The 12865-nt window shown below is 38.9% G+C and carries 14 protein-coding genes; 12 read left to right on the top strand and 2 right to left on the bottom strand.

The annotated features are described in order from the left end of the window. The first annotated feature begins 17 nt into the window (after positions 1-17). The 6 genes from BR30_RS0102795 (at position 18) to BR30_RS0102770 (ending at position 5450) form a co-directional block, all read left to right on the top strand. On the top strand, positions 18-431 hold the full coding sequence (locus BR30_RS0102795) for a hypothetical protein (protein ID WP_026563660.1): 414 nt from the start codon (positions 18-20) through the stop codon (positions 429-431). Positions 432-543: 112 nt separating this feature from the next. Then, the gene (locus BR30_RS38340; RefSeq protein ID WP_269320595.1) at positions 544-678 is read left to right on the top strand and encodes an RAxF-45 family protein; all 135 of its coding nucleotides are present in this window, start codon (positions 544-546) and stop codon (positions 676-678) included. A 165-nt stretch (positions 679-843) separates the two neighbouring features. Then, entirely contained in the window at positions 844-2715 is a 1872-nt protein-coding gene (abc-f, locus tag BR30_RS0102785; RefSeq protein WP_026563659.1) for a ribosomal protection-like ABC-F family protein, read from the top strand. Positions 2716-2859: 144 nt separating this feature from the next. Then, a complete protein-coding gene (locus BR30_RS0102780) occupies positions 2860-4185 on the top strand; it encodes a Na+/H+ antiporter NhaC family protein (protein ID WP_026563658.1) in 1326 nt (441 codons plus the stop codon). Positions 4186-4296: 111 nt separating this feature from the next. Beyond that, positions 4297-4881 carry a YitT family protein gene (locus tag BR30_RS0102775; protein WP_026563657.1) on the top strand — a complete coding sequence of 195 codons (585 nt, stop codon included), beginning with the start codon at positions 4297-4299 and terminating at the stop codon, positions 4879-4881. Positions 4882-4943: 62 nt separating this feature from the next. Continuing rightward, positions 4944-5450, top strand: coding sequence for a mismatch-specific DNA-glycosylase (locus tag BR30_RS0102770; protein ID WP_026563656.1), 507 nt, complete (start codon positions 4944-4946; stop codon positions 5448-5450). A gap of 38 nt (positions 5451-5488) precedes the next feature. On the opposite strand, the gene shc is transcribed toward BR30_RS0102770, so the two are convergent. Then, complete coding sequence (gene shc / locus BR30_RS0102765) at positions 5489-7354, bottom strand: squalene--hopene cyclase (RefSeq protein ID WP_035445000.1); 1866 nt, start codon at positions 7352-7354, stop codon at positions 5489-5491. A gap of 122 nt (positions 7355-7476) precedes the next feature. Between shc and BR30_RS0102760 the strand changes: the two genes are divergently transcribed. From BR30_RS0102760 to BR30_RS0102735, 6 genes are all read left to right on the top strand, one after another. Beyond that, positions 7477-8565, top strand: coding sequence for a DUF2515 domain-containing protein (locus BR30_RS0102760; RefSeq protein WP_231507614.1), 1089 nt, complete (start codon positions 7477-7479; stop codon positions 8563-8565). After that, positions 8492-8944 (top strand): CBO0543 family protein, encoded by a 453-nt coding sequence (locus BR30_RS0102755; RefSeq protein ID WP_026563653.1) that lies wholly within the window; start codon positions 8492-8494, stop codon positions 8942-8944. The genes BR30_RS0102760 and BR30_RS0102755 overlap by 74 nt, the downstream gene beginning before the upstream one ends. A 243-nt stretch (positions 8945-9187) precedes the next feature. After that, complete coding sequence (locus BR30_RS0102750; RefSeq protein WP_026563652.1) at positions 9188-9628, top strand: peptidylprolyl isomerase; 441 nt, start codon at positions 9188-9190, stop codon at positions 9626-9628. A gap of 97 nt (positions 9629-9725) precedes the next feature. After that, positions 9726-10526, top strand: a complete 801-nt coding sequence (locus BR30_RS0102745) for a divergent polysaccharide deacetylase family protein (protein WP_026563651.1) — start codon at positions 9726-9728, stop codon at positions 10524-10526. A 116-nt stretch (positions 10527-10642) separates the two neighbouring features. Continuing rightward, complete coding sequence (locus tag BR30_RS0102740; RefSeq protein WP_026563650.1) at positions 10643-11395, top strand: exodeoxyribonuclease III; 753 nt, start codon at positions 10643-10645, stop codon at positions 11393-11395. Between the two features lie 110 nt (positions 11396-11505). Next, positions 11506-12276, top strand: a complete 771-nt coding sequence (locus tag BR30_RS0102735) for a class I SAM-dependent methyltransferase (protein ID WP_026563649.1) — start codon at positions 11506-11508, stop codon at positions 12274-12276. Positions 12277-12329: 53 nt separating this feature from the next. Here the strand turns inward: BR30_RS0102735 and BR30_RS38335 are convergent, their stop codons facing one another. Further along, positions 12330-12461, bottom strand: a complete 132-nt coding sequence (locus tag BR30_RS38335) for a hypothetical protein (RefSeq protein WP_269320594.1) — start codon at positions 12459-12461, stop codon at positions 12330-12332. Positions 12462-12865 lie beyond the last annotated feature (404 nt).

Raw genomic sequence — 12865 nt, 5'->3', positions numbered from 1 at the left:
ATGAGGTGAATAACAAGATGAATCGGGTCGGGAAATTTGCAGCGAATGATAAAGTAGATGATATTGAACTAATGCATATGGTTTTTGAACTTCCTGAAAAGGATAAAATGATTATGTGGTCAGAAGGCTATATTGATCTTGTGATTGAGAAATTGCCTGAGTATGCCCGAGATGTATTGGAGAATCGCAAGGAAAAATGGGAAGATACGAAAGCCTATTATGAAAAGAAGATTGAAGATATTATTAACCAGGAAGAGTTTAAATTGATGCAAAAGGGCGAACGGAAGGAGTTCGCCCTTTTCGTCATGGAACGGTATCCAGAGTATCAATCATTATTATTTTTGATCTACGATGGTAATCTAAAGGAAGATGACTTTAGAAAGTTTGTTTACCGCAGGAGACTGGGATCTCGTAAAAAGTACCTTCATTAAAAGGGGTTGGCGAATTCCCAAACTTTAGATTAGTCAGAAAAAATAGGCTTGCAATCGGTATCAGAACTATTTACAATGAAAATAACTAATTTGAAACGGAGGTGGAGAAGAGATGAAACGTTCTATTTTTGCACGGTTACTTTGGCTGGAAGCACTCAATATTTATCGTGCAATTTTTCATGGTGTAATTTTCAAAGGGGGTAGTCTGCCCTTTTTTCAAAATTACAAAATGAATATGGAACGATAACACATCTCTTTACCCACTAAAAATAGGCTTTGAAGAGAGTGCGCCAATTTGCACTCTTTTTTCATGCCCAATTTTAACAGCCGCGGGTCGTAAAAGATGCCTGCGGTTTTTTTTATATAAAAAGAGAGTGTTCATCATAATTTTTTATTAATAAGGAGAATGAACATGATCATTTGCAGTGTAAACCATATTACCAAATCATTTGGCGGAAATATAATTTTTAAAGATCTATCCTTCGAAGTACAGGAAGGAAACCGGGTTGGCCTTGTCGGCCGTAATGGCGGCGGTAAAACAACGCTATTAAAGCTTTTAGCAAATCAAGAAACGGTCGATGAAGGGGTTATTCATAAGAAAAAAGGTCTAAAAATTGGCTATTTGGCTCAGATTCCTGATTTTAAAGAGTTGACAGGTAAAGAAGTATTAAAAACAGCCTTTGAGCAATTAATCGCAACTGAAACGAAACTTCAGCAATTAGAGGTTGAAATGGGACAGGAAATTGCTCCAGGTGACTTACAAAGATTAATGGATCAATATGGAAAGCTTCAAGATGAATTTATCTTAAATGGCGGCTATGAAATGGATGCCCAATTGGACCGGATTGCAAACGGGTTAAATATTACCGACCTGCTTGATAAAACCTTTTCATCATTAAGCGGCGGGGAGAAAACAAAAGTTGGATTGGGATTGAGTTTATTGAAAAACCCCGAACTTTTGTTGCTCGACGAACCGACCAACCATTTAGATATGAAGGCGATTGAATGGCTGGGTGCCTTTCTTAAGGATTATTCAGGAACGATTATTCTCATCTCACATGACCGTTACTTTTTAGATGAAGTGGTCACGAAAGTGCTGGAAATGGAAGATGGAGAAATTGATCTGTACCATACGAATTTCAGTGGGTATGTAAAAGAGAAGGAAGAGCGGCTCTTAAGAGAATTTCAGGAATATCAAGAACAACAGAAGAAAATGAAAAAAATGAAAGAGGCAATTAAGCGCCTCCGCGACTGGGCAAACCGCTCCAATCCACCAAGTGCTGCTCTTCATAAACGGGCTACCAATATGCAGAGGGCATTGGATCGAATTGAAAAACTGGATCGCCCAAAGATAGATGTCAAAAAAATGGCGATTGATTTTGAAGCCCATGATCGAAGCGGTAAAGATGTGATCGTCATGGAGGACGTTGCAAAAAGTTTTGGAAGCAAGATCTTGTTTGACCAGGTAAACATGCTCGTACAATATAAGGACCGCACCGCAATTGTCGGGGAAAATGGTACCGGTAAATCCACACTTTTAAAAATGATTCTGAAGGAAATGGAGCCAGATAAAGGTGTTGTCAAGGTTGGCAGCAATGTGAAGGTCGGATACCTGTCACAGCAAGTCTTTACGAATATTGGTGATCAACAGCTGATTGACGTCTTTCGGTCTGAGATAGTTGTCAATGAAGGAGAGGCTCGACATATTTTAGCTCGGTTTTTATTTTACGGACCAGCCGTTTTTCGGAAGGTAAGTCAATTGAGCGGCGGGGAGAGAATGAGACTCAGACTTGCCCAGTTGATGTACCAGGATATTAATCTTTTGATTCTGGATGAACCGACCAATCATCTCGATATTGATTCTTGTGAGGTGTTAGAGGAAGCGCTAGAACAGTTTAATGGCACCATTTTAGCTGTGTCCCATGACCGCTATTTTCTCAATAAACTGTTTAATAAAATATACTGGCTCCAGAATGGGACTGTTTACTATTTCGATGGGAATTATGATTGGGCAAAGGGCAAATTGGAAGAAACAATCGAGATAATACAGCCGGAAAGGCCAGCGTTGACTAAAATTTCCCCACCGAAAGCATCAAAGGTGGAAGAAGTTGGGGCAACATTGATTGAGGAAAAAATTGAACAAATTGAAGCGGAAATTCAGCTTTTAAAACAAAAACTGGGTGATGAAAGTGAACTTGAATTGCTGCAAAAAATTTATCTTGAATTAGAGGAGAGGGAAAATAACCGTGACCGTCTCTATCAAGAGCTAGAAGAGATCATCTAAAAAGAAATAGCTCCCCTTCAGCCATTGGGGAACTACAAGGGAGTCGCATGTTTGCGGCTTCTTTTTTTAGTGGTAGAAATTGCTTTTCGTAAGGGGTACTTTTCCTTATAATTAGAGATGTTTCTTCAACAAAGGATGGGTTATATGGATATTAATTTTTCTTTAAAGCAAGTATCGCTCCTTTTAATCGTTACCTTGACAGGGGTGGTTTGGTCAGTCATCTTTCATTACCCGCTTGTCATAGGATTTTTCCCTGGCTACCTTGTATTAGCATGGTTGGCTACGAGAAAAAAATTACGTTTAAAACAGATTCTACATATCAGTATTTTGGGTGTGAACAAAACTAGAATCGTCATCCTAATCCTATTCTTAGTGAGTTTTTTACTGCCGTCTTGGTATTTAGCAGGGACTATTCAGCAGATGGTGGAAATTGCTCTGCATTTTATTGTTCCAAATCATTTTTTTGTCTTATCCTTTCTCTGTGCCATGGTTTTCTCCATGCTGCTTGGAACAACGGTCGGGACATTAAGCGCAATTGGGATACCAATTATTGGGACGGCCATCGTCCTCGAACTTCCCGTCGAAATGGTGGCGGGCGCCTTGGTTTCAGGTGCATTTGTAGGAGACAGAACTTCGCCATTTTCAAGCGCCCATCAACTTCTGTCACATACGGTTGAATTGCCAGTAAAAAGACAATGGAAAGCGATGCTTTTTACTACGTTAATGGCTATTTTTCTATGCTTTTGCTTTTATGGAGTGGCGGACTATCTGGTCTCAGGAACGGCTGGTACTAAACAGCAACTCGTAAGTTGGAATGATCTTTCAGTCATTAAATTTATCCCGCCACTTATTTTAATTACCTTTGTCCTATTAAGAATTAGTATCGTTTATGCATTTTTAACTAGTATTCTATCAGCCTCAGCTATCGCCCTTTTCAGTGGAACTTCATGGCCAAAACTCGTTTTCTCCTTGTGGCATGGAATTGAGGGTCTAGGCGGCGGGTTCCTTCATATGTATGAATTACTCTTATTTCTAGCCTTAGCAGGTGCATATAATGGACTTTTGGAAGAAATGAATGTCATTCAGCCCTATTTAGATAGATGGTTACAATCATCTCGCACTCTAACGGGCGACACTCTAAAAACACTGCTGGCGACATTTTTGATCACCTTAATCGCAGCAAATCAAACGCTGCCGATTATTCTCACCGGCAGATCCTTCCTGCCGCATTGGTCTAATACTTATGGAAAAGAAGAGTTAGCTCGAGTTATGGGGGATTCAACCATGTTGTTTCCTGGGTTAGTACCGTGGAGTGTTCTTGCCATCATGTGCAGTACCATCGTCGGGATACCAATAATGGCATATCTGCCGTTTGCGCTTTTTTTATGGATTTTACCTATTTTAACGATTCTAGTATCTCTAGTAAAACAAGCACGAAAATCAAAAGAAAATCGAACAGCAATAGCCTAAAATGGAGTCCGATGGGGCTCCTTTTTTGCAATCTGATGTGAATCGCTCCGAATGAAGTCCTTAATTCTTTCATATATGTGGTAATAAAGAATTTGGACAAGGGATGATCAGATGCTGAAAAAATTGGCGATAATAGGATTCGGGAGCACGATGATAGGGATTGGGATTAATGGGTTTATTCTTCCTTTGCATATCATTAATGGAGGATTTTTAGGCATCAGCTTGCTGCTAAAATATATTTTGGGTTTTAAAGTAGGAATGACTTTTATATTACTAAATATTCCTGTTTACATGTTTGCCTTTAAATCAGATCCCGTGTATTTTTTTAACGGTGTGATGGGAGCGATCTGTTCTGGTATTATGATTGAATTGCTAGTGCCATTGAATGGAATGTTTCATATGTCCATCCTTAGCAGTGTGATTATTGGAGCTGTAATCATTGGGAGTGGGGTTGGGGTGATGCTCCGTAATCATATAAGTCCAGGGGGAATGGACCTGCTGGCATTGCTCATCGCAAAATGGTCTAGAGTGAATGTTGGGTTGATTATGTTTGTGATGGATGCTGTCATAATTATTACCGGTTTGTTCCTGCTACAAGATGTGAAACTTTTTTATTCGCTTGTTATCGTTGCAATAGTGGGACTATTGGCAAGTCTGATTACCACTAGGAATATTGAGCAGAATGTAATAAAGTAAATTTTACATATTAGGGGGAAGATGAGTAAGTATAAAAAGGCTAGTAAATAAGGAGATATACGATGGAACCTCTCAGAGATCTGCTCAAGGAAAATTTAAAGGTTTTATTTGTTGGTTTTAATCCAAGCATTCGCTCTAGTGAACTTGGGCATCATTATGCAAGTCCAAACAATCGTTTTTGGAAGATATTGTACGAATCAGGGTTAACACCACGGAAATATGAAGCAATGGAAGATGCGAAGCTATTAGATTTAGGATTTGGATCTACTAATATTGTTGAAAGGCCGACAAAGGCAGCGGATGAAATTACCAAAGGAGAGTATACGAAGGGAAGTGAGATCTTAAAGATGAAGATCGAACAGTTTAAACCAAAGGTAGTCTGCTTTGTTGGAAAAGGAGTCTATCAGCAATATAGTGGGTTAAAAGTAATTCAGTGGGGAAGGCAAACCACTGGCATTGTTCCTGGGGTTGTTGATTTCGTTGCACCATCTTCAAGTGGTCTGGTTCGAATGAAGATGGAAGAAATTATCGAAATCTATAAAGGGCTAGTCCCTCTCGTATCAGAATAAAACATCGTCGGGTAATGCTGCTCCCCGGCGATGTTTTTTTATGCTTCGAATTTATTCTTAAAGTGGGACAAGGCGATAAGAGGAAAAAGATAGCGATAGCTGTGATAGTGAATGTAAAAACCTCCGGCCATTCCTTGCCCCTTCGGGTAAGCAGTAGTCCAATCTTCTTTTTCAAGCGAAGTTAATAAATAAGTGATTCCGTTTCTGATTTGTGAGGTGGGTTCTTCTGAAGCAGTGATCAATGCATCGAGTGCCCAGGCAGTGTGCGTTAAGGTGCTAGCTCCTAATGGCACATAGGATTTTTCACTATCACTACGGCATGACTCACCCCAGCCGCCATCCGTATTTTGGACAGAATGTAACCACTTCACGGACCTTTGGACAGCTGAATGATTATAAGGAATCCCGGTGGCTAATAACCCTGTAATTGCCCCCCATGTTCCATAAAGATAACAAATCCCCCATCTCCCATACCAAGAACCATCCTTCAATTGATTACTTAAAAGCCATTCCACCCCTTTATGGATTGCTTTATGGTCACTAGATAGATTCGTGTAATTCCCCAAAAACTCTAGCGTTCGCCCCGTAATGTCAGCACAAGATGGATCTGTTAGCAAAAATTCACCTTTTTCAATAGGGAGGAATTCGAATAACTTTGTATCGGTATTTCTTTCAAACGCCCCCCAGCCGCCGTCGTCATTTTGCATCGATAAAAGCCAGTTAAGGCCTCGGTCCCAGGCCTGTCTTTCAAGAGGATTCATTCTTGAAATAGACCGGAGTGAAGCTGTTGTATCGTCCACATCTGGATTCATTGTATTGACATCGGAAAATCCCCATCCTCCGGGCATAGTCTTTGGATTATGAATGACCCAATCACCAAATTTATGATGCTGCCGGTTTAATAGATATTGATTTGCCTTGATCACCATTGGATCATCTGTGGCAATCCCAGCCCACTGCAGAGCATAACCAATCAAAGAGGTATTCCAGACATTCGCTGTTGTGTACTGCATATGGGGATGGCCGTTGATATCGCATTTCATGGCAAGTAATCCGTGCACAGCCTTTGTGATTACGGGATCAGTTTTCTTATACCCATGGGACAGCAGGGCAAATATCATTAAAAAGGTGCAACTGAAATAACTATAAAAAGTTCCGTCGGGTTCGAGATGCTCCAGCATGTACCTCTTAGCCCGCTCGACCGCTAACTGATGGAGCTGTTCAGGTAAGCCCATTAATCTTTTAACTCCATCCTTAATTAAAGAAAGCAGGGAACGATATTCTGAGGAGCGAAACCAGAGATTTTCCTGCTGCCGGTGTAAATATAGTTCCGAAAGATTAGGGCTCATTGATGTCTTGATAAAAAACTTTTTATCGGCAAGAAGAATAATTGGCGTTAGATTGGCTCGCCCAAAGACAGAAAAGGAATAAAAATTAATTGGAAAATAATGTGGTAGGAGTATAAATTCAATGGGAAGAGGAGAAAAATCTGGCCAAATATATTGACCTGTTAAAGAAAGCATCACTTTGGTAAAGATACTTATTTCTTCTAAGCCGCCTTTGGATAAGATAAATTTTTTCGCTGCCCGCAAACGCTTGTCATCCTTCTTGGCATATCCTGAATACAACAATGCGTAATAAGCTTCCACGGTGGCAGACAAGTTGCCATCGCCCTCATCATAGAAAAGTTTCCAAGCCCCATTCTTCTCTTGTTTACTAAAAATCCTCGCCACCAAGCCTCGAATTAATTCTTCATCATTTAATTCCAATGTCCGCAATAAAATGATCATATAAGCATCTGTTGACAATCCTGTTTCAAAGGGGTAATTCCATGATCCATCGGGAGATTGGTCTGCTCGAAGCCTATTAATAAGCCAATCGATACCCTTGCTAGTATTGATCATAAGTATTTCTCATCCCTCTCCCAGTAAAATATTCTCATTCATACATATTCCATTGGTGGAAGGAGAATTCGTAAAGGAGGTCATGTGCCATATTTTTTACGAGAAATCGCGAAAGAACTACATTGGATTTGATCCGAGCAGAACTAAATAATAAGATCAAACAAGCAAGTTTGCCGCCAAAACTAACAAAAGCAGAAGGAACGCTTTTAGAGCAAATAAGGATAAAGACTGCAGAACATAACATAAATAATGTCACAAGAACAAAGGCCTACTTAGAATTTTATATTCTTCATCCTGAAATCCATTGGGCATTCCTTGGACATATGGTCTCTCGCAATGGCGGTTGGAATATGACCGACTTAAAAGGAGAATTTCTTACGCGTTTGTTACTAAAAAAAGATAGAGAATCGTTTTTTGCCTTTTTAGAGCGAGGAAATTGGCTGATTTTCCAAGATGCATACCCGCAATTTTTGCTGTATCAGGAAAGCGTAAGGCATGGTAAGCCATTATTCTATTTAGGTTCTTATCTCAACATTTCTACCTTTATGGAAACGATTTGGAACCAATTTTGGCTCACGCAAGAAACCTATATACTTGCCATAGCCCTAGTTATCAATGAACAAAGTTATTTGGAGAAAAGAGTGGTTCAAAATCCGCTTTACCAAAAGGAGGTGTTAAATAAATTTGAATATATCCTCCAAGATCTGCTTTCGTTTAACCATATTCTTTTTCCCTATGGAAAAAGGAACCTTGCTGGGCAAACACTGCATCAGTTTGAATCATTACATGAGCGTATTCTACTAGGAAAAAGATTATATACAATCCTTTTTAAAAACAAGGAGCGGTTAAAACATGTATTAGATTGGGCAAAAACCCATCCCCATACAGGGTCAAGGAAGGATTACTGGCCGCATATTTTTAATAACGTTAACGAAGGAATCCCAGGCTTTGCCTATCAAACACGTTTAAAAGCCTGTCAGCTTAGGCCGCGGGCAAGAAAAATATATAGTCCAGCCCTTGAGTACGCTTGGAAGAATGTCAGTCAAACGGAGGCTGAAAAAGGGGACTGGTTTAAAGAAGTTGGTGTGGTGGATTATTTAATAGAGGACCATGAAAAAATGGACGGGGAGATAATAAATGAATACTGTAAAACACTTGAACGACTCGAACTCGCAGCCATCGCGAAGAAAGCCCTATCGATTTTGGACTAACCCATCATTTGCAGCGGTGTTTTTAGCAACCTTGCTTGCGACATATTTAGATCTATATTTCGTGGGTAAACATATTTATAAGTTTCCAATGCGGCCAGTCCCAAACGTTTTCTCTATTAATATTGGGTTTACACTTGTGGTGTTGCCAGTGTTGATGTTCGTTTTCCTTCGGGTTATGGACCAATTGAATAAATGGGGGAAGGCAGGCTTGATCTTGTTCATCAGTCTTTTAGTGCCCATATTTGAAAGATTAGCGGAAGTGGTGGGATGGTTTGAACACGCAGAGAACTGGAAACACCTTTATTCGTTTTTTGGGTACCTGCTATTTTTATCCTTTATTTATTCATTTTACAGCTGGATGGCGAAACGAAAAGGTTAACATACAAAAAGCCGAGATTTTCATCTCGGCTTTTGCGATGTAACCATTAGTTACACCTTGCCCCTTCCGTCCGTACAGTGGTTAAGTGTCCCGCAACAAGCGAATGTTCGGAAGGGGTACTATTATAGTATCACGAACGTGGCAGAAATATACCAATCGAAGAAAATTGGAGTGGCAAACTTTCTTTTCTTCTTTGAAAAGTGTATGATAAAAATGATTTTTACATAAAGGAGTGTTTTTCTAATGGCTAAAAAAGGATACATAGTAATGGAAAATGGAGAAAAGCTGGAGCTTGAATTTTACCCTAATGAAGCTCCTGGTACAGTAGCGAATTTTGAAAAATTAGCGAATGAAGGTTTTTACAATGGCGTGGTTTTCCATCGTGTCATCCCTGGCTTTGTAAGCCAAGGAGGGGATCCTACGGGAACTGGGATGGGTGGCCCAGGCTACACAATTAATTGTGAAACAGAAGGAAACCCTCACAAGCATGTTCCAGGTTCCTTATCAATGGCGCATGCGGGTAGAAATACAGGCGGCAGCCAGTTCTTCATCGTTCATGAATCACAACCACATTTAAATGGTGTTCACACCGTTTTTGGTCAAGTGACATCAGGACTTGAGACTGCTCTTAAAATGAAAAATGGTGACAAAATGAAAGAGGTAAAAGTTTTTGATGAGGAGTAATCCTTAGAAGGGAGAGCAGCTTTGCTCTCTTTTTTTTTTGTCTAATTTATGATTGGATAGGGCAAATTAACCTCAAATATCAATTTGGGGGTCATTTATGAAAAAAATCGTTTTCATACTTATTCCATTCCTGTTTTTTTCATTACAACTAAAGGCTAATGCCGAAAAGACGGAAGCCAAAAATTTGAAGGCAGCAATTGTCATTGATGATTTTGGCGGCGGGACAGGCGGGGTACGGGACTTCCTTGAAGGGGATATACCGATTACTGCTGCAGTCATGCCATTTACCGAACACTCGAAAGAACATGCTAAATGGGCACATAAATTCGGAATCGAAGTGATGATTCATTTATCGATGGAACCGAAAAGAGGAAAAAGATCCTGGCTTGGGCCAAGACCGATTACGAATGATCTTTCACCTGCAGAAGTAAAACAAATTGTCGAGGATGCAATAAAGGATGTTCCGTATGCAGTAGGGATCAATAACCATATGGGTTCTCTTGCCGTTGAAAATGAATCCATTGTTCGCGCAATCGTTGAGGTGGCTAAGAAAAATAGATTATATATCATCGATAGTGCTACGAGTCCAAATACAAAATTCCCGAAAATAGCTAAAGAGCTAGGTGTTCCACTCCTTAAAAGAGATGTATTTTTAGACGACATATCCTCCTCTTCACATGTGTACAAACAAATGATGAGACTAGCGAAGGTTACTGAAATTAAAGGTACAGGAATTGCGATTGGACATGTGGGTATAACCGGAAAAGTATGTTCAATAGGAGTCATTCAATCGATGGACGAATTCGAAAAACGAAATATAAAAATTGTCCCAGCTTCTAACTTGTTTTCCGGCAAAGCAGCAGAAAAATACTTTATACCATTAAAAAAGGGCAGTTAACCACTGCCTTTTCTTTCGCATTCATTCTACTTTCACTATTGCACCATTACTGATAAAATGTCTCCTATCAAAAAGAAAAAAATAATTAGTAAGCAAGGGAGAAGGAATAGTTAAAAATGAAATTAGTATCATGGAATGTCAATGGGCTTAGAGCGTGTGTTAAAAAAGGGTTTTTGGAATATTTTCAGGAAGTAAATGCAGATATCTTTTGTGTGCAGGAAACGAAACTGCAAGAAGGGCAAATTAATCTGGAGTTGGATGGTTATCACCAATATTGGAACTATGCGATCAAAAAAGGATACTCCGGCACTGCTGTTTTTACAAAAAACAAGCCGTTTTCTGTTCGGTATGGAGTCGGGACAGATGATTCTGAAGACGAAGGAAGAATACTTACCTTAGAATTTGATGATTTTTTCTTAGTCAATGTTTATACCCCAAATTCACAAAGAGATTTAGCTCGAATTAACTTTCGGTTGGATTGGGAGGATCGGATTCTTCTCCATTTGAAGGAATTAGATCAACTGAAACCAGTGGTCCTATGCGGCGACTTGAATGTTGCTCATCAGGAAATTGATTTGCGCAATCCTAAATCAAATCTAGGCAATTCTGGCTTTACGGAAGAAGAACGTGGAAAAATGACTTCTTTACTTGCTGAGGGATTTATTGACAGCTACCGTCATTTTCATCCCAATCAAGAGGGTTCTTATACTTGGTGGTCTTATATGGCTAAAGTTCGGGAAAGAAATATTGGCTGGAGAATTGACTATTTTATCGTATCTGAAAAGTTACGAGAGCGACTTAAGAATGTGGACATCCATTGTAATGTAATGGGAAGCGACCACTGTCCAATCTTATTGGAAATCAATTGATTCAAAACGATTAGTTTTTCTTATTGTAAATCATAAAACACCTGTCATTTTCTTTATGAAGTAGCTGCATTATAGTTAGATATAGATAAGTTACGGAGAGGGGAATTGACATGGACAGTAAAAAAGATGTAAAACAACAGTTTGGAAAAAGTGCAGATTCCTATGTAAGTAGTCCAATCCATAAAGATGGGAATGACTTAAAAAAACTTGTGCAATTGGCGACAATTACTGGCGATGAAGAATTACTTGATATTGCCACTGGCGGAGGACATACAGCTAATGCGTTTGCTCCTTTGCTAAAGAAAGTCACTGCATTAGATTTAACACCTGAAATGTTAAAAGCAGCAGAAAAATTCATTCGGGGTAATGGTCATCTAAATGTCGATTTTAAAATAGGAGATGCAGAAAATCTTCCTTTTTCGGATGGTATATTTGATATTGTCACCTGTCGGATTGCTCCGCACCATTTCCCAGATGCCAATAAATTTGTGGAGGAAGTACAGCGGGTTTTAAAGCCATCTGGTCAGTTTTTACTTGATGATAATGTCGTTCCAGAAGAAGATGACTATGACTTATTTTATAATTCGGTCGAAAAATGGCGGGACTACAGTCATTTTCGCGCTTGGAAAAAGAGTGAATGGCTCCGGATGCTAGAGATAAATGGATTTGAAGTTTATGAAATGCATCGTTTTGAAAAAACATTCCAATATGAGTCTTGGTGTAATCGAATGAATTTACCTGAGAGCGAAAAAGATAAATTATCCGCATACATTAGAAACGCCTCTCAAAAAGTAAAAGAGAAGTTCAAGGTGTCAATTCAGAATGATCAAGTAATCTCTTTTCAAGGTGAAGCAGTAATTATGAAGGCAATAAAAAGGTGAAAAACCCTTTGCAGAAAGAGTGGATTTCTCTTTTTGCAAAGGGTTTTTGCCATTTAAACATCGTTCAGAGCTGTTCCAATTACATCAAATTCCGGCATTTTCTCATCCAAAACCGATTGATTTAATTGCTCTTGTTCGCTAGGAGCAACGAATCCATTTTCATCCTCTTTTTTCATGAAGTCCATACTCACTTTAATGTCATCTCCTTTTGCAAAACACAAGTACAAAAGTATTTTTTCCTATAAAAAGTAATCTAAACCTAATTATTTATCTTTTCTATAGGTATGTTATTAATAATGATAATTGCAAGTCCAGTAATTTCTTCGGAACCATGTAATTTATTTAAAAAAAATTGAAAGGAAGTGGTTGACGAATGTTTAATAGGATAGTATGATATTCATTGTCGCTGAAACGAAATAACTAAGTTAAACCTTAAAAATTATTTCGAAATGAAGTTGACGATGATTGGTTATTATGTTAGAATAATAAATGTCGCTAATCACTCGATTGGTTGACGAAAGATTAATAGACTTGTTCTTTGAAAACTAAACAAACAAAATCGTGCAAACAAACAATAAATTTTAGTTTC

Source organism: Bacillus sp. UNC41MFS5, assembly GCF_000686805.1.
This window is presented reverse-complemented; position numbering and strand designations above follow the sequence as displayed.

What these genes read in the sequence shown, in the direction of transcription:
- BR30_RS0102795 (WP_026563660.1), top strand. Translation starts at nt 18, where the DNA reads ATGAATCGGGTCGGGAAATTTGCAGCGAATGATAAAGTAGATGATATT.
- BR30_RS38340 (WP_269320595.1), top strand. Translation starts at nt 544, where the DNA reads ATGAAACGTTCTATTTTTGCACGGTTACTTTGGCTGGAAGCACTCAAT.
- abc-f (WP_026563659.1), top strand. Translation starts at nt 844, where the DNA reads ATGATCATTTGCAGTGTAAACCATATTACCAAATCATTTGGCGGAAAT.
- BR30_RS0102780 (WP_026563658.1), top strand. Translation starts at nt 2,860, where the DNA reads ATGGATATTAATTTTTCTTTAAAGCAAGTATCGCTCCTTTTAATCGTT.
- BR30_RS0102775 (WP_026563657.1), top strand. Translation starts at nt 4,297, where the DNA reads ATGCTGAAAAAATTGGCGATAATAGGATTCGGGAGCACGATGATAGGG.
- BR30_RS0102770 (WP_026563656.1), top strand. Translation starts at nt 4,944, where the DNA reads ATGGAACCTCTCAGAGATCTGCTCAAGGAAAATTTAAAGGTTTTATTT.
- shc (WP_035445000.1), bottom strand. Translation starts at nt 7,354, where the DNA reads ATGATCAATACTAGCAAGGGTATCGATTGGCTTATTAATAGGCTTCGA.
- BR30_RS0102755 (WP_026563653.1), top strand. Translation starts at nt 8,492, where the DNA reads ATGAATACTGTAAAACACTTGAACGACTCGAACTCGCAGCCATCGCGA.
- BR30_RS0102750 (WP_026563652.1), top strand. Translation starts at nt 9,188, where the DNA reads ATGGCTAAAAAAGGATACATAGTAATGGAAAATGGAGAAAAGCTGGAG.
- BR30_RS0102745 (WP_026563651.1), top strand. Translation starts at nt 9,726, where the DNA reads ATGAAAAAAATCGTTTTCATACTTATTCCATTCCTGTTTTTTTCATTA.
- BR30_RS0102740 (WP_026563650.1), top strand. Translation starts at nt 10,643, where the DNA reads ATGAAATTAGTATCATGGAATGTCAATGGGCTTAGAGCGTGTGTTAAA.
- BR30_RS0102735 (WP_026563649.1), top strand. Translation starts at nt 11,506, where the DNA reads ATGGACAGTAAAAAAGATGTAAAACAACAGTTTGGAAAAAGTGCAGAT.
- BR30_RS38335 (WP_269320594.1), bottom strand. Translation starts at nt 12,461, where the DNA reads ATGGACTTCATGAAAAAAGAGGATGAAAATGGATTCGTTGCTCCTAGC.